General features: G+C 56.2%; 9 protein-coding genes. 1 reads left to right on the top strand and 8 read right to left on the bottom strand.

The window, feature by feature from the left end; translation table 11 throughout:
• Window positions 1–67: 67 nt before the first annotated feature.
• The 8 genes from OHL19_RS22470 to OHL19_RS22435 form a co-directional block, all read right to left on the bottom strand.
• Window positions 68–1,255, bottom strand: a complete 1,188-nt coding sequence (locus OHL19_RS22470; protein WP_263360084.1) for an acyltransferase family protein — start codon at window positions 1,253–1,255, stop codon at window positions 68–70.
• Window positions 1,256–1,428: 173 nt separating this feature from the next.
• Window positions 1,429–5,454 (bottom strand): condensation domain-containing protein, encoded by a 4,026-nt coding sequence (locus OHL19_RS22465; protein WP_263360083.1) that lies wholly within the window; start codon window positions 5,452–5,454, stop codon window positions 1,429–1,431.
• Window positions 5,455–5,488: 34 nt separating this feature from the next.
• Complete coding sequence (locus OHL19_RS22460) at window positions 5,489–13,948, bottom strand: non-ribosomal peptide synthetase/type I polyketide synthase (protein ID WP_263360082.1); 8,460 nt, start codon at window positions 13,946–13,948, stop codon at window positions 5,489–5,491.
• A 43-nt stretch (window positions 13,949–13,991) separates the two neighbouring features.
• On the bottom strand, window positions 13,992–16,220 hold the full coding sequence (locus OHL19_RS22455; RefSeq protein ID WP_263360081.1) for a GumC family protein: 2,229 nt from the start codon (window positions 16,218–16,220) through the stop codon (window positions 13,992–13,994).
• Window positions 16,221–16,274: 54 nt separating this feature from the next.
• Window positions 16,275–17,342 carry a polysaccharide biosynthesis/export family protein gene (locus OHL19_RS22450; RefSeq protein WP_263360080.1) on the bottom strand — a complete coding sequence of 356 codons (1,068 nt, stop codon included), beginning with the start codon at window positions 17,340–17,342 and terminating at the stop codon, window positions 16,275–16,277.
• A gap of 107 nt (window positions 17,343–17,449) precedes the next feature.
• Window positions 17,450–18,622 (bottom strand): glycosyltransferase family 2 protein, encoded by a 1,173-nt coding sequence (locus tag OHL19_RS22445; protein ID WP_263360079.1) that lies wholly within the window; start codon window positions 18,620–18,622, stop codon window positions 17,450–17,452.
• Window positions 18,623–18,676: 54 nt separating this feature from the next.
• A complete protein-coding gene (locus OHL19_RS22440; protein ID WP_263360078.1) occupies window positions 18,677–19,963 on the bottom strand; it encodes a WecB/TagA/CpsF family glycosyltransferase in 1,287 nt (428 codons plus the stop codon).
• A 167-nt stretch (window positions 19,964–20,130) separates the two neighbouring features.
• Complete coding sequence (locus tag OHL19_RS22435; RefSeq protein WP_263360095.1) at window positions 20,131–20,412, bottom strand: helix-turn-helix domain-containing protein; 282 nt, start codon at window positions 20,410–20,412, stop codon at window positions 20,131–20,133.
• Window positions 20,413–20,996: 584 nt separating this feature from the next.
• Between OHL19_RS22435 and OHL19_RS22430 the strand changes: the two genes are divergently transcribed.
• Window positions 20,997–22,487 carry a sigma-54 interaction domain-containing protein gene (locus OHL19_RS22430; RefSeq protein ID WP_263360077.1) on the top strand — a complete coding sequence of 497 codons (1,491 nt, stop codon included), beginning with the start codon at window positions 20,997–20,999 and terminating at the stop codon, window positions 22,485–22,487.
• Window positions 22,488–22,523 lie beyond the last annotated feature (36 nt).

The raw sequence follows: 22,523 nt of genomic DNA, 5'->3' as shown, positions 1-22,523 counted from the left end.
GTAAAAATACCCGAGATGCATCCTCGATATAGTACGCATGGTGGTTGAAAACGGATCTTGATTGAGGCTATTGCTGGGCATACGCCTCTCCTTCAGTGCGGCTCATGGGATCCTCGGTAGTTGCTTTGGAGAGCAGGTCTTTGGAGGATGCGACCGAGGACTCCGTGGCTTGTGGCGATGTGTTTGCCGCAGGCAAAAGCCCCTCATGCTTCAGCACGGAGCTTCGTTTGAGGAAGTGCCGCTCCACCAGTAACCATGAGAGCGCTCCCGCGATGAGTGTGATCGGCGCAGCCTCAGCAAACAGCAGCAGTGGCGAAATCTGTCCATGCGCGCGCTGCACCAGCAACTGCTGGATGGGGAAAGCATAGAGATAAGTTCCGTAGGAGAAGTCGCCGAATCTGCCCAGGTTCAGAGGATGCAGAAGAGGCAGATAGGCGAGGGCCATCAGCAGGTAGGATCCGCAGATGGGCATCGTCACAATGAGCCCATGCGGAACAAAGTTGGAAGCGATCAGCACTACCGCCGCGAGCATGATCCATGGCCGCCGCAAAAGTGTGTGACCGCCGAAAAGATGAAAGAGGGTACCGGCAAGATAGAAAGGCAGAACGGTTGCCCAGAATGGAGGGTAGCCAACAATTTGTCCCAAGATAGAACCACTTGGAGCCCAGCCGGTCATGTTCATGTAGAGATGCAAGCCGATCACGGCAACGAACAGGAGCACAACCACTGAACGGCGACGAAGCAGACCGACAAGACCAAGCGTCATCACACCGAGGTAGCACCAGAACTCATAGGCCACAGACCAGAGGGAACCGTTGAGTTCATTGGGCAACGCATTGTGTACAAAAATTGGCGGGCTGTCGAAGATTCGCAGCCGCAATGTATTGAAGACAAAATTCTGGATGCTTACGTGATGATAGGTAGCCGAATCCGCGACAAGCGGAACGAAGATAAACGCGCTCAATACAGCCGTCACGATAAAGGCCGGATAAATGCGCGCTATTCTGCGCTTGAGGAACTTGACGACATTCGGCGAGCGCTGCCAGCTTTGCGTGATCAAAAAGCCGCTGATTACAAAGAAGGCCCAGACACTGATATTGCCGAAGTTAACCTGTCCATTGGTGAGCAGGGATAATGGCTCCGTAGCGTTCGAGCCGCGAACCATTGGGAAACTATGCGAGAAAATCACCAGCACGGCGAATATCAGACGCAGCGAATCGAAGTTATTCGGTGTGTTGATCTTCGGGGATGACATTTTCATATCTCCATCTTGGGGCATGCGCTACGAAATGCCAACTACCCAAGAGTTGCAAGGGGTTACCCTAAACTGCGCAGTCAGGGGCATGACGCGCAACAAGGTATATAGCCCGGAAGTGGGGATGGGAGCGGGTAATTGAAAACCATGCCCGCTTCCATCACATCCCCGGTTCAGGACTGCTGCGCATAGGCTTCTGTGAGGCTCTCGTGCAATAAGGTTCCCACCTTTTGCAGGTGCGGCGGCAGGAACATCGATTCGTGGTCTCCGGGAGCCCATAGAACTTTGACCCCGCCTGTCACGATTGCATCCCATCCACAGGCTTCCTGTGCGCCAGGAAAGTAAGGTGCTTCCTTGGCGCGAATCAGGGTCAACAGGCCGGGGTAGGGTTCAATGCCTTTGTACTCCTTGAGCGAATTCAGCGTAGTAAGACTGACGTTATGCATGAAGTGTGGCAGGGACAATCCAAAACGCTTGCAGAGCCACTCTGCGACGGCCCAGTTCTTGAGATAAAAACGATCGCGTACCGAGGCAGACTTGCTGCCGATAACTCCGGTGAGATAGCGAATGCGTCCGGCGTATGAAAGCGTGTTCCAGCGAGTCTTGTGAAAGAGATACTTGCGACGAAGACGTGCGCGCAGGCTCATCTCAGGGGAGCCTGCCTGATCGCGGGCCAGTTCTGCAGCATAGCCAGGTCTCCAGGAGTCAAAGAGGACAAGTATCCCGACATCTTCGCCAGAGGCGGTGATCTGGCGAGCAGTTTCAACTGCAAGTGGACCTGCCGCGCACCAGCCTCCGATGTAGTAGGGGCCGTGCGGCTGCACCGAACGTATGGCGTCGAGATAGGAGGCGGCACGCTGTTCGACGCTCATGTTCTCGGCGTCTGTATCCAACTCACGCAGACCGTAGAAGGGATAGTCCTCGCCAAGTACCCTGGGGATGCCCTGATAAAGCAGGTAAGAGTGAATCATGAAGAATGGAGAACGCGATCCCTTGGTCTGTACTGGAACGAGGGAAGAATAGTAGGCGCGGCCACGGATGATATCTGCCAGTTGTTCTACTGTTGGCGCATTGAAAATGGTGGTGATCGGCAGCGATGTGCCCATCACTTTGTTAATGCGCGCGAAGAGGCGCACGATCATGAGTGAGTATCCGCCGAGCTTGAAGAACGGGCTTCGGATGCCGATCGGCTGTACTCCGAGCACTTCTTCCCAGATCGAAACCAGGTTGGACTCAAGCTCATCGCGAGCGGCTACATATTCCTCGGTTACTTCTTCTGCGGACTGTGACGACCCAGGTGCGGGAAGCAGAGAGAAGTCGATTGAACCGTCGACGCGGCGAGGGAAAGAATCGACTGCGATGATTTCGGCGGCCGCGACATGTCCCGGAGCGATAGATCGGAAGTGCTCGCGCACGATACGGCTTGCATCCGGTCCCGACTCGAAAGGACGAAAGTAAGCAACCAGCGTCGGTGCATCATTTACCGGCAACAAAGCTGCGAGCACATCGGAGACGGAAGGATGTTGCCATACCAGATCTTCGAGTTCTCCAAGACGCAATCGATACCCATGTAAACGAACTACGCGGCTAGCCTTGTCGATGATCTCGATACCGGCGGTTCGCCCCGGCCTGGGTGGAATTTCAGCGGAGAAGCGGGCAAGATAGCCGGTTCGAATAGGCGTTGAATGCAGGGTTGAATCGCCTGCAATCGCCAGTTCTCCATAGACACCGGAAGGCGCACGCTCGCCATTTTCATCGACGACCAGGAGCTGCTGACCTACGAGTGCATGGAACGTGAAGTCTCCGACTCCATCGCTGCCGACTGAAACTCGCGCAACCGCCAGCGGACCCGCGTTGAGCGGAGTCGAAATCAGAGAAGAGAGGCGCAAAGGCGTTCCCGATAGACGCTTTACCAGTCCATTGCTGACGAGTCCGCCGCGCACCACGATACTCAATCTGCGGTCGCCTGCCCAGAGATGATGCAGCGCGGTAAGCAGGTCTGACGGAGAGGCAAAGGCGAATGCAACCTGATACTTGTTGAGCAGTTGCTGGAACTGCTCCGGCACATACTCCTCTGGATAGAGAACAGTCGCACCAGCGACCAGCGGAAGCATCAGGTCAACCCATGCATCCGTTGCGGACTGCGCAGGCGTGATCAGTACAACGTCATTCTGCCGAAGACCGATCTCGCGTGCAGCGGCAAGCAGATGCTGCAAAGTAGCAGCATGAGAGCTCGGAATGGCGGTGAACGTATTGCTTGAATCGTCAGAAGATGCTTCGATCCCCAGCCATGCCGTACTTGATGCTTGCGGAAACAGTGCTGGAAGAGGCGTCTCAGCGGAGGTCAGAAGTTCTTCATACGCCGTCAGGCCCGGGGTTGTGGAGGAGAAGACCGAGGATGCCAGCGCGAGTGCCGGTTGTTGCGACGCGAGAATCTGGGCCCATTCGCGAGCACTGGCCGCAGATGGAATCGGTAGAACGATCGCGCCAATACGCAGAAGAGCCAGGCAGATCGCGGCAGTGTTGATGCCGGATTCAAGGCGCACGGCGACAGTTTGCCCCGGCGCAATTGCGCGCTCACGAAGAGAAGATGCGATTGATAGACTGCGCGCGTGAAGCTCTTTCCAACTTAGCTTTTCCGTACCGGCTAGAACGGCCTGCGCATCGCCGAGGGCTTCAATCTGGCGGTCGATCCATTCGGCCAGGGAAACGGCAGGGAATTGCGATGGGACCGATGAATTACTGGATGCACTGAGCGTCTGCTGCTCTGCCTGTTCGACCAGCGGCAGTTGCGATACGGTCACCGAGTCGTTTGCCATGACGGCTTCGAGCACGCGGATGTACATCTCAATAAGGCTGACGATGCGCTCTTTGCGAAAGAGTACAGTGTTGTACTCCATCTGCAGACGCGGACCCTCTGCTCGCTCGACGATGCTTACCAGCAGATCAAAGTTGACGCCGCCGCTCACCGATGGGCGAGGAACAACTCTCAGCCCCTGGGCTTCCTGGGGTTGCATGAAAGCTTTTTGATAGACAAAGTAGACCTGCAGGAACTGCGAAGTAGCGCCTGCCTGATCGAGCTGAAACTCTTCCATCAAGCGGGAAAAAGGCAGATCCTGGTGAGCGTAGGATTCCGTGCTCCATGCCACTACGCGATCGACAAGTGTGCGGTAGCTGGGGTCTCCGTTGACATCCGCGAGAATCACCTGCGGGTTGGCAAAACGGCCAACGACATTTTCCATCCCAGGCTGGGTGCGGTTGGCGATTGTCGAACCCAGCAGGAACTCACTCTGATTGGCGTAGCGCGCGATGAGCGCTTCAAATGCAGCCAGGAGCACCTGGTGCATGGTAGCCCCGTGCGAACGGCAATAAGCCTTGAGGCGTTCGGTCAGAGCCGGTTGCAGCAGGCTGGATTCGATATGGCCCGGATAGCTCTTCTGCGGCAAGCGGGGGCGATCCGTAGGCAGATCGACAGCCGGCATTCCGCGACGAATATGGGTGCGCCAATAGTCCAGCGCGGACCTGGCTGCATCACTCTCCAGCCAGTTCTGCTGCCAGACAGTGAAGTCGGCAAACTGGAAGGGAAGCGCAGGCAGTGCGGGCTCGCGATGCTGCGAAAAAGCCGCGTAGAAATCGGTGAAATCACGAATCAGGATCCCGTTCGACCAGCCATCGCAAACGATGTGATGCATGGTGAATGCGAGGAAGTGCAAGCGATCCGTGAGATGGATCAGGCGAACGAAAAATGCCGGACCGGTGGCGAGATCCGCACGAGCGTGGCTGTGTTCTTCAACGGCCGCTTCGGCCGCCTGGGCGCGATCCGCTTCAGGAAGAGAGCGCAGATCGGTGACAGCAAAACTGTATCGCGCTTCCTCTGAAATGATCTGGCTAAGGAGGCCGTCAACCACGCGGAAAGTGGTGCGCAGAGCCTCGTGGCGCTCGACAATCGCTTGAATCGACTGCTCGACGATATGATCGTTTACTTCGCCTTCAAGGCGCGCCGCAATAGCCATGTTGGACGCGGTCGAAGTGCCGTCCAACTGGTCTAGGGTCCAATAACGAATCTGCTCCAGGCTGGCTGGAAAAACGAAGACTCCGCTTTCGTCTTGAAACTCGGAGGAGTTCGGTTCGCCAGATAGTGCCTGTTGCGATTCTTCAGCCGGTATTTGCATTAGTTCACTCGTAGAGGTCGGTCGCATACTGCTCCAAGGCATCGCTACTCAATGACAGAAATTACTTCAGAGCTGTTTGTGGTCTACGGTGGAGTGAGCGCGGAATCGCTTGTATCGCGCTTACCTCTGTCTGTGCCGCTTGAAGATTGGTGTCCCCTTCAAATTGTTCACAGATTGCCGCAACTGTTCGGTGCTGAAATACATGTCTGGCCGTGAGCTTGAGACCTGCTTGATTCGCCAGAGTAATTATCCTAAAGATTAGCAGCGAATCGCCGCCAAGTTCGAAAATCGTATCGTCGATGCTTACTTCCTTCACGCCCAGAACCTTGGACCAGATTCCAGCCAGAGTCTCCTGCATCGGTGTTCGAGGATAGACGATTGATCGTGCACGCATCAACTGTTCCGGAACAGGCGCGGGCAATGCACGTCGATCAACTTTGCCATTGATGGTGCGCGGAAAACTCTCAAGCAGCATGACGGCAGCGGGCTGCATGTAATCCGGCAGCTCGTCCTGAAGATGCTTGCGCAACTGAGATGTGAGTGCGGCAGCATCGCTTTTCTGAGTAGGAATGACATATGCCGCAAGGCGCTTGTCGCCCGGTGCATCGTTGGCCGAGACCCAATCCGTGCGGACGGCAACAACGGCAGCACGGACGAGAGGCGAACGCTCAAGCGCATTTTCAATCTCGGATAACTCGATGCGGTAGCCGCGAATTTTGACCTGCGTATCTGCGCGGCCAAGGAACTCCACTGTTCCGTCTGCACGATAGCGAGAGAGATCGCCGGTGCGATACAGCCGCTCTGTACGCGTTGTACCGGGGGCAGTTTCAAATGTGTGATCTAGGAATTTTTCCGCAGTGAGTTCGGGCGAATTCAAGTAGCCGAGTGCGAGTCCATCTCCAGCCGCATACAACTCACCGGTAACGCCGGGAGGTACAGGCTTGCGGTTTGCGTCGAGGATGTAAACGCGCGTGTTGGCGATAGGTTTGCCGATGGGTACTGTTCCTCCAACCAGGCTATCCACGGTGATGGTGTGGCAGCAGGTGAAGGTCGTGTTCTCCGTCGGGCCGTAACCATTGACCAGCTTGAGGTGTGGCAGTTCTTCGCAGACCTTGCGTGTGTGGGCAACAGAGAGCACATCGCCTCCGGCCAATAGCTGGCGCAGGGGACGAAGAATCTCCAGATGCTCAGTCACAATGAGGTGGAAGAGCGCAGCCGTCAGCCAGACGGTCGTTACACCGTTGGCGGCGATCAGTTGTCCGATCTCTTCAGGGGTGACGCGATCGGTTGGTCCAAGAACGAGCTTGCCGCCGTTCAGCAACGCACCCCAGATTTCAAAGGTGGCGGCGTCGAAGGAAACAGGTGCGAGTTGCAGGAAGACTTCGTCGGCGCTGAAGCTTGCGAAGGAATTGTTTTTGACCAACCGGAGGACAGCGCGATGTGGAATCAAAACGCCCTTGGGATTGCCCGTCGAACCGGATGTGTACATGACATACGCAAGCTGCTCCGGCTGATGGGGAACAACGAGATTTGTGTTCGACTCCAGGGCGACAATCGGCCATTCCTGATCGAGCGAGATGACTTGCGTGTTGAGTGTTGGCAGGTCAGAGGCTATTGAGCGCTGCGTGATGAGCACCTTGGCCTGCGAGTCCTGAATAAGGAAGGATAGACGGGACGCAGGATAGCTCGGATCGACAGGGACATAAGCCGCACCCGCCTTGAGGATTGCCAGCAGACTGACGATGACTTCCATTGAACGATGCAGGCAGACAGCAACGCGGTCGCCGGGCTTAATGCCTGACTTCTGCAGGAAGTGCGCGACCTGGTTGGATTTTTCGTTCAGTTCGAAGTAGGTAAGTGAACTCGTGGCTCCAATGACTGCGACTGCATCCGGAGTGAGCTCAACCTGCTGCTCGAACACTCGCTGAATCGGTAGCTCGCGAGGATAAGTGGTGTCCGTTTGATTCCAGGTCACGAGAATCTGCTGCGTCTGCTCAGCGGTAAGCAGGAGCACCTGCGATGCAGGCTGTTCAGCATCCGCGACAAAGGCTTGCAGGATTGCATTCAGATGACCGAACCAGCGGTCGATAGTCTCCGCATCGAAGAGGCCCGTGTTGTAGTCGCAATCGAGCCAGAGTTCATTTCCGCGATCAATGAAGTTGAAGAACATGTCCATGTTGACGTGAGTTTTGGGATTAGCACTGAGATCAACGGTAAGCCCGTCAAACTTCAGCCCTGCTCCAACTTGCTCTACGTTGAACTGCACCTCGACAAGCTGGAGCCGCGATGGATCCGACGGAATCTTAAGTTTGTGCAGCAACGTTCCGTAGGTGTAATCCTGATGGTCCTGTGCATCGAGCAGCGTCTTGCGCGTCTGCTTGAGAAACTCGGAGAACTTCTGGCTCGGTTGCAGGTGGCTGCGGATAGGCAGGAAGTTGACGCCATGCCCGACGAGTGTGCCGCCATTTTCCTGCTGCGCCTGGCCTGCGACGGGAATGCCGATGACTACATCGTCCTGCTGAGAGAGCCGGTGAATGAGCAGAGAAAATCCTGCGAGCAGCGTGGCGAAAAGTGTGCTGCCCTGCCTGGCTCCGGCTTTCTTTACTGCCTTCAATACTTCAGCAGGGAAGACGAAGCGCTTGGTCGCTCCGGCGTTCTCGCGCAGAGCAGGCCGCGGATGATCGATGGGGATCTGCAATGCTGTGGGCAATGTCTTGAACTGTTCGAGCCAGAACTGTTCGGTGACAGCTCGATCCGGCGAATTCAATTGCTCGTGCTGGGCATTGGCGTACTCGCTAAAGTTCAGCGGCGTGGGCAGCGAGGCAGACTGCCCTTTAAGAGCAGCATTGTAGAGCTCGCTTAATTCGCTGTAGAGGACGTTCGTGGACCAGCCATCGAAGATGATGTGATGCGCGGTGAGAACCAGAACATGTTCCTGCGGAGCAAGACGGATGAGCCGTGTGCGGAAGAGCGGACCGCTGATCAGATCGAAGGCCGTCGATGCTTCGGCGTACAGCACATCATCGCGATGTATATCTTTTTCGCTGGCCGGGAGAGTGCTCAGGTCATCGATGGCAAGATTGATTTTTACATCGGCGGATACATGAACAACGTCACCGTTGACATCGATAGTAGAGCGAAGAGACTCATGCCGCGCGACAAGCTTTTCCAGGCTGGATGTGAGTACGTCGAGATTCAACGTGCCATTCAGCACGAGGGATGTTGATTCATTAAAGGCGCAGTTGGCCTCATCGCCAAGCTGTGTGCCGAGGAAGATTTCACGCTGCTGTTCAGTGATGGGGAAATCACGAGCCACAGGAACGGCTTCAACAACGAGAGCAACCTTCGCCGCAGCAGGAGCCGCGAGATTGAGATCAGAGGACAGTAGCACCTGCCCTGCCTGCATCTTCTCAAGACCCTTGCGGAAGGCAGCGCGCACCTGGTCGAGATCGGCATCGGTATGTGCCGTAGTGAGGAAGCATGGGAAGCCTTCCTGGATGTGAATGCCTTGTTCGCGCAGGTGAAAGTGCAACATGCGCGCCAGCTTTGGATCGCCGGGGACAGGGAAGTAGAACCACGATGAAAAGGTTTCGAGCTGCGACGGATAGTTAAACTCGGCCAGCACAGCATTGAGATCCGCAACCAGGGCGGCAGTTTTGGCAGCGACTGAGCGCTGCAACTCCGGACCAGCTTGCTTGAGGTGCAGCAGGCTGGCACGAACTGCGGCCATCGCCAGCGGATGACGCATAAAGGTTCCAGCGTAGAAGGTGACGCCGACTTGCGGAAAGGAGTCATCGCCAAATTTCCACTGACCACCGTCGAGCGCATCCATGAATGTGGGTGTTCCAGCAAGGATGCCCATCGGCATACCGCCAGCTACCACCTTACCGTAGGTTGCAAGGTCAGCTTTGATGCCGAAGACAGCCTGCATACCGCCGATATGTGTACGGAAGCCGGTTACAACTTCATCGAAGATCAATGCGGAGCCGGACTTCTCCGTGATGGAACGTACTTCACGCAGGAACTCAATCGGGCGCAACTCTGGATGACGGCTCTGTACTGGCTCGACCAGCACTGCGGCAATTTCATCAGCGCGTGAGCGAATGATCTCAAGTGCTTCCGGAGTGCCGTAATCCAGTACGAGGATGTTGGCGACACTTTCACGCGGGATACCAGGGGCCACTGGCATGGAGCGCTGATTGCCCACCGACTTGACCAGCACCTCATCAAAGCTGCCGTGATAGTCACCGGAGAAGAGTACAACCAGGTTGCGGCCAGTGACGGTGCGGGCCAGACGCATCGCGCCCATTACAGCTTCAGAGCCGGTGTTGCAGAAGGTCACGCGCTCCATTCCAGTGAACTCGCGGATTAGCTCAGAGCACTCGCCGGCTAACTCGGTCTGTGGTCCGATGGGGAAGCCCAGCTCAAGCTGTGCCCGCAGTGCATCGACAATGAAGTCAGGAGAGTGGCCATAAAGAATCGCACCGTAGCCATTGAGGATATCGATGTACTTGTTGCCATCCTTATCCCATAGATAAGCGCCTTTTGCGCGTTCGACAACAATGGGATAAACAATCTCTTTCAACTGTGCATTGAAGCCGGAGACAACACGGCCATCGGCGAAGACAGAGCGATGCTCCTGCGTGAATGTCTTCGACTTGCCGGTCTTCTCGTTGTAAGTCTTGATGAACTCCTCAAGATAGCTTTCCTGCACCGCGTTGAGACCGCCGGACTCGCCACGCTGCAATGGCTTGAAGGGCGTAAACGTCGGCTTGGCCGGCTTTGCTTCAGTAGACGCGGATGCCGCAGGCGCAACTGGTTTTGCGACTGGCGCAGGCTGAGCGGAGACAGGTATGGGAGCAGCAGCGGGCTGAGGAACGACAGGCCGCGCTTGTCCACCTAAGAGACTTAGTTGCTGCTGGAAAAGCCCAGCCATCGCCTGCATCTGGTTGGCGAATAGAGCTTCGTAAGAACCAGGAGCAGCTGCTGGTGCCGGGGCAAATGCGGGTGCTGCACTTGTCGGGACAGCATACGTGGGTGCTGTCACAGCGACTGGCGCAGGGGCAGGTGCCGCACTCGCGGGCTGCAAATTTGGAGCTACTGTTTCCTTCAGATGATCTGCGAGCGAAGCCAATGTCGGATAGCTCTCCATGATCTGCCGGAAGGTTAGCTTGACGCGATACTTGCTCTGAATGCCCTGCGTCAACTGCGTCAGGAACAAAGAGTCGAAGCCGAGTTCGAGGAAGGATGCATCTGATTCTGCTTCGGCGAGGTCGGTGCCGGAGAGGTCGGTGATCAACGCCTTGAGGTCGTTTAGCATTGCTGCGTCTTCGGTCACGGCAGGGGTAGAGGTGGCCATGGATGAGTCCTCGATAAGGGATGGGGAAGCTGCTGCAAAAATTGGTGTCTCCGCTGTGGAAGACGGATCGGGCGTTAACGATAGTGATGAATAGGCTGAGATCGTTACAGCCTGCGTCGTTTGAGCAGGCTCGATCCAGAATCGCTTGCGGTCAAAAGGATATGTCGGCAGCAGCATGCGCTTGCGCGTATGTCCTGCATGAAACTTCTGCCAATTAGGTTGAATGCCAGAGGCCCACAGCCTGCCCAGCGCCGTAAGAATCGCCTTATCCCCTGTAACGCCATCTTTTGCGGCAGATTGAGAAGCGATAACAAGCGGCGCATTCGGTCCGACGCCGGTGATCTGACGAATTATCTGCACCAGTGTTTCGGATGGGCCTGCTTCGAGCAGGACTGTTTCAGGCGCATCGGCAACGGTTTTAATTGCGTCTGCAAAGCGAACCGTCTGGCGAAGATGGCTGGTCCAATAATCGGGCTTCGCAACTTCTTCAGATGTGATCCAGGTACCGGTGAGCGAAGAGACATAAGGAATCGAAGGCGCATGAAATGTGACTTTACGCACATGCGCAGCAAACTCTTCCAGCATGGGATCTAGCATCCGGCTATGGAAGGCATGCGATGTAACGAGCTTGCGGTGTGCGATCTTGTCCGCATCCAGCCGCTGTATAAAGGCTTCGATCTCTGCATCTGCGCCAGAGACAACGCAGAGTTTAGGGCTGTTAACGGCGGCTATATCGAGGTCGGAGTGGCTTGCTGCCAGAAGCTCTGTCACGACATCCTCGCTGCCCCGGATGGCGAGCATTCCGCCGCGTGGCAGAGCTTGCATCAGACGCGCGCGTGCGGCGATCAGTGTCAGTGCATCGTCGAGCGAAACGACTCCCGACAGGCATGCGGCTACATATTCTCCAACGCTGTGTCCAACCATGGCGGCTGGAGCGATGCTCCATGAGAGCCATAGCTGAGCCAATGCGTATTCGATTGCAAAGATTGCGGGCTGCGCATAGAGAGTTTGATTCAGACGCTCGCTTGCTTCCGCCGTGTTCTCTTGCGGATAGATCACGCTGAGCAGGCTGGTGCCGAGCAGAGGCAGTAACTTTGCGTCACAGGCATCCAGATGCTGGCGGAATACAGGCTCCGTGTCATACAGGCGACGCGCCATGCCGACCATCTGCACTCCCTGCCCTGGAAAGCAGAAGATGAGGCGAGGGTTTTCAAGCGGCTTGTCGTTTGAGATGAGATCGGCTGCGGCAATGTTTGCCAGATTCTCTGCTTCTGCTGCGCTGCTGACGATTGCCGCGCGACGAAGTTTGTGAGCGCTGCGACCAACCTGCAAGGTGTAAGCTGCGTCGGCGAGATTTGCGTCCGTGTGTTTTGAAAAATGCTGGCCGAGAGCATTCGAGATATTGGCCAGAGCGGTTGGTGTTTTTGCTGACCACACGAACAACTGGTGTTCGCGTCCAGCGTCGGAAATGCGCGTGACTGGAGGTTCTTCCACGATGATGTGCGCGTTTGTACCGCCTACTCCGAAGGCGCTTACACCTGCGCGTAACGGTGCGCCGGTCGTCTTCCAGGGGCGCAGATCTCGATCGATGAAGAACGGGCTGTTGTCCAGATCGAGATGAGGGTTGGGCTGTGTGAAATGCAGCAGGCCGGGGATCGTGCGGTTCTCAATCTGCAGGACGGTTTTGATCAGGCCGGTTGCGCCGGAGGCTACATCCAGGTGGCCGACGTTAGCCTTGGCGGTACCCAGCGAGCAGAACTGCGTCGCCGCTGTTGTCGAGCGGAATGCGCGAGTTAGAGCGGCCACTTCAATCGGATCGCCGAGTGGCGTCCCTGTGCCGTGGGCCTCGATGTAACTGATGGAGTCAGCGGAAACGCCAGCCATCTTCTGAGCGCGGGCGATTACCTGGGCTTGCCCTTCAACGCTTGGCGCAGTGTAGCCGGCTTTGGTGGAGCCGTCATTGTTGAGGGCGAATCCGCGAATCACGGCGAGAACCTGATCGCCATCGACCAGAGCATCATCAAGGCGCTTGAGCAGCACGATTCCTGCGCCGTGGCCAAAGACCGTTCCGCTGGCGTGCTGGTCAAAAGGGCGGCAGTGGCCGTCGAGCGAAGCGAGCCCACCTTCCTGTGCGATGTATCCGCGATGCAGGGGGAAGGTGATAGAAACTGCACCGGCCAGCGCCATGTCGCATCCCTGCGTCAACAGGCTCTGGCAAGCTTGCGCAACCGCAACCAGCGCGGTGGAGCAGGCTGACTGCACGGACATGCTGGGTCCATGCAAATTAAGTTTGTAGGAGATGCGCGTGGGCAAAAAGTCCTTGTCATTGCCCATCATTGCAGCGTAGTTCGCGACCTGATAGCCGCCGGTGAACTCTTCAACGAAGCTGCGTTGGTCCGCAAGGTTACGCAAAAAATAGGTGTTCATACTGCAACCCGCAAAGACGCCAACGGACTCGCGTACGTGGCTGGGGTCGTAGCCTGCGCGCTCCAGCACCTCCCATGCGCACTCCAGCAGAATGCGATGTTGTGGGTCCATCTGCGCGGCTTCCTTGGGATAAACGCCGAAGAACTCCGCATCGAAGAGGTCTGGATTTTTCAGCAGAGGCCGCGCCGCAACATAGCCTTCGTTCTGTTCGGCGATGCTTCTTTCGCTGGGCTCCAGTTCGCTCTTGTCGAAGAAGGTGATGGACTCGACGCCATCACAAAGATTCTTCCAGAACTCCTCAACCGATTCAGCGCCGGGAAAGCGGCCGGTCATGCCAATGATTGCGATCGAGGACGATGGTGTGGCCTCGGCTACATTTTCTTTCGGATACTTTGACTCCGCAGGCGCCTCGGCAACATGTACAGATTCGCCGCGCACGATCTTTGCCTGCAGGCGAATCGTGGGATATTCGAAGACTACAGCGATCGAGAGTGTTTGCTGGAATTGCTCATTGATGCGCTTGTGCAGGCGCGTTGCCAGCAGCGATGTTCCGCCCATCTCGAAGAAGTTGTCGTCGATGCTGATCTGTGGCAGACCCAGCAGGTCACTCCATATCTTCGCAATACCGGACTCAACATTCGTATCGCCCATTCCGGCGACAGGCCGCGATGAGACATCCGCGCTATCCGTGGGAGGTGGAGTGCCGTTCGAAATGTTGGTGCCGTGGCGGTCCATTCTGCTTCCTGTCCCAGATCAATTTGAGTTTCAAGCTGTGGGTTTAGATATCGCGTGCGAAGATCTCTTCTTCTTCGGCCGAATGTTTCTGGGCTGTCTCGAAGGGAGCGCTGGATGCTGTTCGAGGTGCCTTCTTCGGTGTCCGCCACCAATCTTTGAGATTGACTCTATCGGTGCGAAGTTCGAATTCACGCAGGTCATGTTTGAGCGCTTCTTCTGCTCGCGAGGGATTGACTTTGTTCACGACTGCGGCGGCACCAGCAACACCGAGCCGCTCCAACAGACGGGCAGCGCGAGTCAGCCATGCCTTCTTGGTCTTTCCTGCTTCGGATACGAGAATGGTGACGTCCGCCTGGCGTGCCAGATATTCGGTCTCCGCAGAGAGAAGAATCGGAGCGGCATCAATGATCACAATTTCGTATGCCGAGGTCAGATTCTGGAAGCTTTGAAAGACAAAGCTGCTCAGCGGAGATACGCGCGCGGGCAGCGATTGGGATGAGCCAGAAGTTGTTGTTGCCGCAAGCTCGCCCTTCGTCATGGCCGGATTTGGAACTTCTCCCGAGATGTTCACGGGCTGCTTCTGCAGATGGTTGCCAAAGGTGACGTAAGCTACAGGCTCGTTTCCACCAGCGGCGTCAATGATCAGCGTCTTGCGACCGATCCGTGCGAGCATACTGCCGAGATTGTCCACGATAGACGTGGTTCCAGCGCCCGAATTTACAGATGTAACAACAAAGGTGCGTGCTCCTGACATGCGAGCTGCGTGATCGACACCTGCAGCCAAACGCAAAGCGCACTCATCGAATATCACCTGTGTGACTTCGCGCTCATCGAAGAGCATGCCGATAGGTGCAAAGCCCAGAACTGCTTCCACATCCGTAGCTGTGTAAATGTGCTTGTCGAGCAGATCAAGAATGACTGCTGCAAGGATTCCCAGCAGAATCGAGAAAGGCACGATGCCGATGATGAGTTTCACGATCTTGCTCTGCTCCGGGCCGAGCGGGGTCATGGCCGGAGAGAACAGGTGTATGGACCCGGGCGAGCTGCTTTCCAATTCAAGATTGCTGAGACGATCATCGACGGCGGTGTAACGTGCCTGCTGGCGATCGAAATCGGCCTTGAGCTCAGCCGCGCGTTGAATCTTTGAAGATGCTGCAGTAGCCATCTTCGTGCCCTTCTGGAGATCGGTCATCAGCCTGGACTCGACGATGGATGCCTGGTTCAACTGAGTACGGTACTTCTGCTCAAGCTGATTGGCCGCCTTGGCCCGCATGCCTTCCTGCAGCTTCTGTAACTGGGCGTCGATTTGCGCCAGGTCATTTTCAATGGGCTTGCGAGCAGGGCTGTTGGGGGCCATGCCGATAAGCTGGACGAGCAATGTGCCGCGCTTCTGATTGAGGGATGACTTCAATGCCGTCAAGCTGACGTCGCTGGCCAGGGCCTCATCCGCAGCCGCATTCAGCGCCGCATTGGGGGCAGATGGATCATTCCGCTTAAGCGCGCCGAGCTGTGCTTCGGCCTGGATTCGCGATTCTCGCGCTGTTGTCAGGTCGGACTGTAGTTTCGAAGTCTGGTCGTCCAAGGCGTTGTTTCCCTCGCCATTGACGGATGCAACCCCAAGAGACTGATTGATCGTGGATTGCTCCTGAATATCCTGATCGATCTGCCCCTGAATGCGAGCTTTCTCTTCCTTGAGCGTAGCCACGCGGTCATCACGTCCGTAGAACTCTTCGGACTTGGCCTTATCGAGATAGGCCTGCGTAACAGAATTTACGATCTCGGCAAGATGCTCAGGACGCTGCCCAATGAGAGAAATGGAGATCTGAAAGGTTCCACCAACACGGTCGATATCCAGAGAGCGTTGCAGGCGTTCAACGGCAGACTGCTCGCTTTCGTGGGCTCCGCGCCAGAGACCGGGGCTCATGCGCCGAATTGCGTCCGCCAGGATGTCGTATCGAACAATTGCGTGAATCTGCTGCTGAACATACGCGTCGTAAGGGCGCGATTGTTCGCTGTCATCTGTCAGGGTTTTGGGGAATGTGGGCGATACATATACAAAACTCGTGGCCGAATACGTTGCCCGGTGACGAGCAATCACAGCCAGTCCGAGGCTCAGAGTCACCAGCGCAACCAGAATGGACGTGACCGGGTGCAGACGCAGACTCTTGAGCACATTGATCCGAATAGGGCTCGTTCTCGATGCCGGACGAAGAGGATACTGCGACGAGATCGGATTCTGCGGTTCCGGATTGTTGGTCGGTGCGATGTACATGTTTAATCCTCAGGGGAAAGTCATTCGGTCCTGCCTGCAATGACGAATGCGATATCAGCCGCCCATACCTACCAGCGCGGCGATGCTTACCATGGTGGCGACGGGACTGATTCGTTGCAGAACGTCTGTCGCTTTATAGAACGCCGATTTGGGAATCAGGATGACATCGCCCGAATGGAGCTTGTATTCCTGCACTCCGCCGAGTGTCATCAATTGCTTGTACTGCACGACGATATCCTGCCCTGTCGATGGCTGGATGATGTGAACCTTGATTCCACCCGCTGCGTCAGTGCAGCAGCCAGCCTCGGCAAGTACGGAAACCAGTGTTGTCGCAGGCGTGAGCGCCACCGTGCCAGGACGAGCAACCTGCCCCAGTACAGAGACAAAAGACTCTTTCGGTGAAGGCACGTACACGATGTCATTCCGGCGCAAACGCATATCGGCCAGGCCGCTGCCAGTCGTCAGCGCGGTCCGCAGCTCGACTGTCACCACATCGTGGTTGCCGCGATAGATCATGCAGGTCTCAGGGATGTTGTTGCCACTCACCGGGGCTCCGTCCTTGGTCACTGCTCCTGGAATCAGCCCGGCGCGGCCAATTGCATCCAGCAGCGTCGGTGTGTCCTCGAAGTAGATTTCTCCAGGATGCTGAACGTAGCCCATCACACGAACGCGGTTGGAACTGTACTTGTCGATGCTGACCGTGACGCTCAAATCGGTGTAGTAGGTTGCCAGCGAATCGGTGATCGCCTTCGCGGCACCAGTACGGCTGAGATCGGCTACATGAATTGCGCCCGCCAGCGGCAATGTGATGCGTCCGTCAGGACCGACTGCCATTTGCTTGACGTCCAATTCCGGGCGGCCCGGAAAATCCAGGCTGATTACGTCGCCCGCACCAAGCTCGTACTCGGCATTCGCCGGAGGCTCAAAGCTTTCCAGCGTCTTCTGCGGGCTCAGCTTGAGAGTCGGCTCAGGGGTCTGTTGCTCGCCCAACTGCGGAAGGGCGGGCTTGGGCTGCTGGGTCGCCGTAGCGCTGGCCGGTTGTTGTGCAACAAGCGAGGCTGTACTCAGGACCAGGGTCAGAGTTGCGCAGGCGAGGTGAGTAAATGAGAATGCAGACTTCATTTCAATCCTCCGAAGGAGCGTACAACTTTCGCGTGGTCTTCACCCGAGATAGCCGACCCTGCCTTCTAACTCGTAAGTATCGAGGAGGCATTCGGTCGCTTCAATCCCTACAAGGTGTTATTCCGCTCAGTACGCACCCAGGCCGCTTTACCACTGGAGCCGCGTAAGACTCCGGGGATCATCCAGAGCTTTCGCAGGATATAAATCGGCGACAGCGCAAGTAACTGCAGTGTTTTGAAGAAATCGGGTCCAGCCCACGCCGCAGTAAGTACATGAGCGGCTACAACCGCCAAAGATGCCGCAGCATACCATCGTATCCACGAGACCGGGAGACATACTGTCACCAATAAGGCAAATACACCAAAAGCCATGGGCATACCCACCAGATCGCACAGCGGCTCGATCAGGCGGGGTCGTCCGCGCAGAAGCTTGTTGAGCATGGGGAGAAACAGCGTCCTGGCTGTATGGAGCCGACCGCCTTCCCAGCGTGAGCGCTGGACGGATTCCCCTGTTCCCGACTCGGGAAAATCCGCAGAAATGAATGCATGATCGAGATACCGCACGCGTTCGCCTGCCATGACCAGGTGGAGATGGTATTCCAGGTCTTCCACCAGCGAAAAGGCGTCATACGGCACTCTCTGCAATACCTCCCGGTCGATGGCAAAACCATTTCCGAGAATGCCGGCAGAGAGTCCCAGCCGGTCACGGCCACGCGGGCGGACCACATTAAATCCGCGAAAGGCAAGGGCTGCGAGGCGTGTACTGGAACGGTCCGTCGTGCTGAACATCTCGTAGCGGCATTGGATGACCCGTGCTCCGGAAGCAAAAGCATTTTGAACCGCAGTCACCGTGTTCAAGGAAACAACGGAGTCTGCATCCACGACCATCACTGCGTCAGCGCCTCGATCCAGGGCATATTGAAAGCCGTACCGCAACGCAAATCCTTTGCCGACAGCGTTCGGATCGTTGTAAACCACGGCATCCGCACCGGCAAGCCGCGCTCGCTCCGCGGTACCGTCTGAGCAATTGTGCGCGATGACATAAATCTTGAGCGCCGGGCCGCCCGCGGCTCGCAGGCTCTGGACGCAGAGAGGAACGAGCTGCTCTTCATTGTGAGCCGGCACAATGATCGCTACATCAGGAAGCTTGCCCGAATCGGCAGTACGCCGCCGTGAGGCAGGCAGCAGGTTTGCCGAAGTTACGAGCAGCAGCTCTAGGACTAGCGGCAGAGTTACCGCCATGAGTGCCAGACCAAGCAAGATGAAAAGGAGATGTGTCATAGCAGCAAACGCCGATCCTGGTACCGGTTGAGTGCGCCACGACCTGGTGGCGCTCTACGTGCCCGCGCTGGCAAAAACATCTGGTACGAGGGCCGAGTCCTCGGTTTCGTTCACCGCTATGATCTGCCGACAGATGCCTTGCAGCAGCTCCACGCGGACATCCACGTATACATTGTTCTGTTGAATCTGTTCCCAGTCAGGCGCAAAGCTGGTGAGCAGCCTTTGTTCAGCTTTAGCCGTACGGTAGAGAGCGTCACTGACCATCGTAGTCGTCATGAAGTAGTTATGCAATCGTCCAGTGCGCAGGATTCGTGACAGATGGGAGGGTAATTCGGCCAGCCATAGGTTCTCCCGCTGCCGCATCCTGCTCTCTAACTGGATCAGAGAGCCCAGCGATTCCGGCCCCATGTAACAGGTCTTGGACATATCCAGGACAATATTCATGCCCTCGGCACAAGCGTCCCGGCTATACGCGTTGAACTCATCCAACGCCGCGCCGGTAAGGTTGCCGATCATGGAAATAAGCTTGGTATTGCCAATTTGCCGCACCTCAACACTGGATTGCGCAGGGTGTTTAGGCTGTGTCAGGATCGCCGCGAGATAGGCCGGGATGTGCCGAATGAGGCAAAGTGCGTCGATGGCATAGCGCGCAGCCAGTCGCTGTGGTTCCTGGAGCATCCGATAGAACCACTCAAATCCCATCCTCTGGACCCAGGATGGAGCACGCGAAACCGTCCCGGACAGGAAATCCAGCGTACCGCCGACACCGATACAGACTGGAACCTTCAGCCGATCCCGATGCATCGCCAGCCATTGCTCCTGCTTGGGATTTCCAAAAGCAACCAGCAGGATATCGGGCCGCGCTTCCTCGATCCGGTGCAGGATCTCTTCGTGATCCATGTCGTCCAGCGGACGCTGCTCCGGCGAATATCGGCCTACGATACGTAGATTTGGGTGGCGCTGCCTCAGCATTCGCGCCGCCAGCCGGGAGCGGTTTTCACTCGCGCCCAGGAGAAAAATGCCATAGCCACGCTTTGCGGAGAGCTCCGCGAGACGCTCCACCAGGTCGATCCCACTTACCCGTTCCTTGAGCGGGGCGCCCATCAGGCGAGACATCCACACCACCGGCATCCCATCCGGAACGACCATATCGCAGGAACACAGGATCGACTGCAGTTTTTTGTCGCGCATGGCATTCTTTAAAAAATCGACATTAGCCGTCGCCACCTGGTGAAAGCCTCCCTCTCGAATCTGCTCTTCGATCAGGGCAAGCGTCTCATCCATCGTGACGTTATGGAACGGAACACCAAGGATAGCTACAGTCTCACAGCAAACGTTCAACACTGATAACTCCAATGCATTGATTGACTTAGGTGGTTTGCGGGGGATCTACAGGCAAAAAGGGCCGGAATGGGCTCCGAAGCTACAATGTCTTGTCGGTGTTTTTGAGCAGGGTGGGGCTCAGGTTTGTCAGGTCAGAACTCTCTGCCGAAACCTTTTGCCGTAACCTATGTGTGGGCTGGTGTGTGGACCGGTACTGTATGAACTGGTGCCGGGCCGTCAGCGGGAGCTAAGTCATCGCTGATCTGCATTTTGTAAAAAAGCCAGTCAGGATCGCTGCGCAGTATCTCGGCCAGGTGAACGCGAATATCTCCAGTCGGTTCACGAAAGCCGTTCATGATCCTGCTCAGGGATGCTTCGTGAATACCGAGCATGCGGGCCAGGCGATTTTGCCGGATTCCGGTGGTGTACATCCGGAGCTTCAGGTTTGGATAGATGTCTCGGTTCATGGTCACGATCTCTCTCTTGGTTGAGTCATGCACCAGCATCCTGTGGGGGCAGAAAGAGCTGTTACCAGCAACCTTGAAAGCAATTCATGTGCCAAAGGGACTAGTTATATAGCAGTCAACATATTGTTGTTAGCCGCGAACCTGTATGTACCCGAAAAATTCGTCAAACTTCCCAAACTGTGCAAAATTATGCAAAACCAACTAGAGAACAGACCGTTCTAAGGTAAGTTGAAGGGCGGTTTTAAGTTATAGAAATATCACCAATAAGTAATAATGTTAGCCGTGAAGTGTAGCAATAAGTAATCATGATGGCTTCGATAGTTAAGTTACTTAAGATTGTTACTTCTACACGGTAAGGCTTGAATCGCACTTCCTATCTCTTCCTATCTATAGATAGGTTCCGTCGATGAATTGCATTGCGCCACCCAATTCGAAAACCGTATACTCCAGCTATCACAATCTCATTGCGCGTTAGCTTCGGGGCCGGGAATGGGGTTGGCGGGCAAATCTCCCTCAGCAGAAAACAAATTGTTGTTGCAGCTCTATCTTGGCGCAGGATAAGTGTGCCTCGCAGGTGACATGGGATGGGTGGACATATCGTTCTTGTAGTTGAGAACCCGGAGATGCACGCTCCTCTGATCCAGGGGCTTGCTTCCGATGGATATTGCGCCCTGTGTTTTCATTCGGTTGAAGAGGCTACGGCCTATCTCGGCGAACGCAATTGCCCGGCCTACGTTGCGGTTTTCAATATTCCCATGCGCCGCCAGAACGATCTTGCCGCGGTCGCCCAGTTGAGCCAGCAACGCCCGGAACTGCAAATTCTCTTTGCCGGGCAGCAGCCGAATCCTCTACTCGACAAGCTGACGAACGCGAATCGCGCCATCTGGATGCTGGAAAAGCCGCTCAACCATCCCGAGTCCGGCCTGATCCTGCGCAAGATTCTCACATCGGCAGCAATCGTTGCGGCCGAGATTTCTACTGACATTTCTTTGGATACGGAAACCGCACAGGCTGGCAGCATTACGCCCTACTCCGAGGAGTTTCTGCGCCGCGTCGGCATGGCGGAAGTGCCTGTTCTGTTGAGCGGCGAAACCGGAGTAGGCAAAGAAGTGATGGCCCGGCGGCTATGTGCGTATTCCTCTCGGGCCGCCAAGCCGTTCCTGAAGCTCAATTGCGCCGCTCTACCCGCGGAACTGGCCGAGAGCGAGCTTTTCGGTTCAACCAAGGGAGCTTTCACCGGCGCGCTGGTCGATCGACCAGGCCGTTTCGAAACTGCGCACGGCGGCACCATTCTGTTGGATGAGATTGGCGACATGGATCTGCGCCTGCAGACGAAATTGCTACATGTCTTACAGGATGGTGAGATTCAGCCCCTGGGCAGCAATCGCACGATTCAGGTCAATGTGCGGGTGATGGCCGCGACGCATCGCGATCTGACCAGGGCAATTCAAGAAGGCACCTTTCGCGAAGATCTCTATTACCGCCTCAACGTAATTCGGATCGTCATTCCACCCCTGCGAGACAGGAGGGATGAAATACTGCCGCTCGCGGAAGCTCTGCTCACACGCCACTCTCCGCCAGGATTCAAGCGGCCTGCAATCAAGGGAGATTTGAAGCGCTTCCTGCTGGAATATAGCTGGCCGGGCAATATCCGCGAGCTGGAAAATGTGATGCGCCGCTTCCTCGTATATCAGGACGCAAAGATGCTCATCCATGAGTTGCGCAATGCTGCCAGCGAGACGTCTTCAGGCATTCCTGTGAGCGTTCCGGTGAATGGTCCAGTGAACAGCGCGGCTGCGTTTTCCGGGTCAAACCATGCACTGAATGCGAATGAACAGGTTGATAATACGGTTGGCAAGTCCAGCCACGCACCACCTGGTGGCCGGTTGGATCGCCTCGCCGAAGCATCCCGCACGGCCGAGATCGAGCTGCTTTTGACCGCACTCAAGGCCAGTCGCTGGAACCGGCGGCAGGCAGCCGAGTCCCTACAGATCGAGTACAAAGCCTTTCTCTACAAGTTGCAAAAGTACGGCATCGTGGAATCCAAGGGAAAGCGCCGCGAAATCAGCGCCTGATATCAGTTAGAATCCAGACGACCCCAGCTTTTTCTG

Source organism: Acidicapsa ligni (assembly GCF_025685655.1).
Lineage (GTDB): Bacteria > Acidobacteriota > Terriglobia > Terriglobales > Acidobacteriaceae > Acidicapsa > Acidicapsa ligni.
This window is presented reverse-complemented; position numbering and strand designations above follow the sequence as displayed.

Excerpts from the sequence above, each read along its gene's own strand:
- OHL19_RS22430 (WP_263360077.1), top strand. The coding sequence starts at position 20,997 with ATGGGTGGACATATCGTTCTTGTAGTTGAGAACCCGGAGATGCACGCT.
- OHL19_RS22455 (WP_263360081.1), bottom strand. The coding sequence starts at position 16,220 with ATGTACATCGCACCGACCAACAATCCGGAACCGCAGAATCCGATCTCG.
- OHL19_RS22435 (WP_263360095.1), bottom strand. The coding sequence starts at position 20,412 with ATGAACCGAGACATCTATCCAAACCTGAAGCTCCGGATGTACACCACC.
- OHL19_RS22465 (WP_263360083.1), bottom strand. The coding sequence starts at position 5,454 with ATGCGACCGACCTCTACGAGTGAACTAATGCAAATACCGGCTGAAGAA.
- OHL19_RS22470 (WP_263360084.1), bottom strand. The coding sequence starts at position 1,255 with ATGTCATCCCCGAAGATCAACACACCGAATAACTTCGATTCGCTGCGT.
- OHL19_RS22445 (WP_263360079.1), bottom strand. The coding sequence starts at position 18,622 with ATGACACATCTCCTTTTCATCTTGCTTGGTCTGGCACTCATGGCGGTA.
- OHL19_RS22450 (WP_263360080.1), bottom strand. The coding sequence starts at position 17,342 with ATGAAGTCTGCATTCTCATTTACTCACCTCGCCTGCGCAACTCTGACC.
- OHL19_RS22460 (WP_263360082.1), bottom strand. The coding sequence starts at position 13,948 with ATGGACCGCCACGGCACCAACATTTCGAACGGCACTCCACCTCCCACG.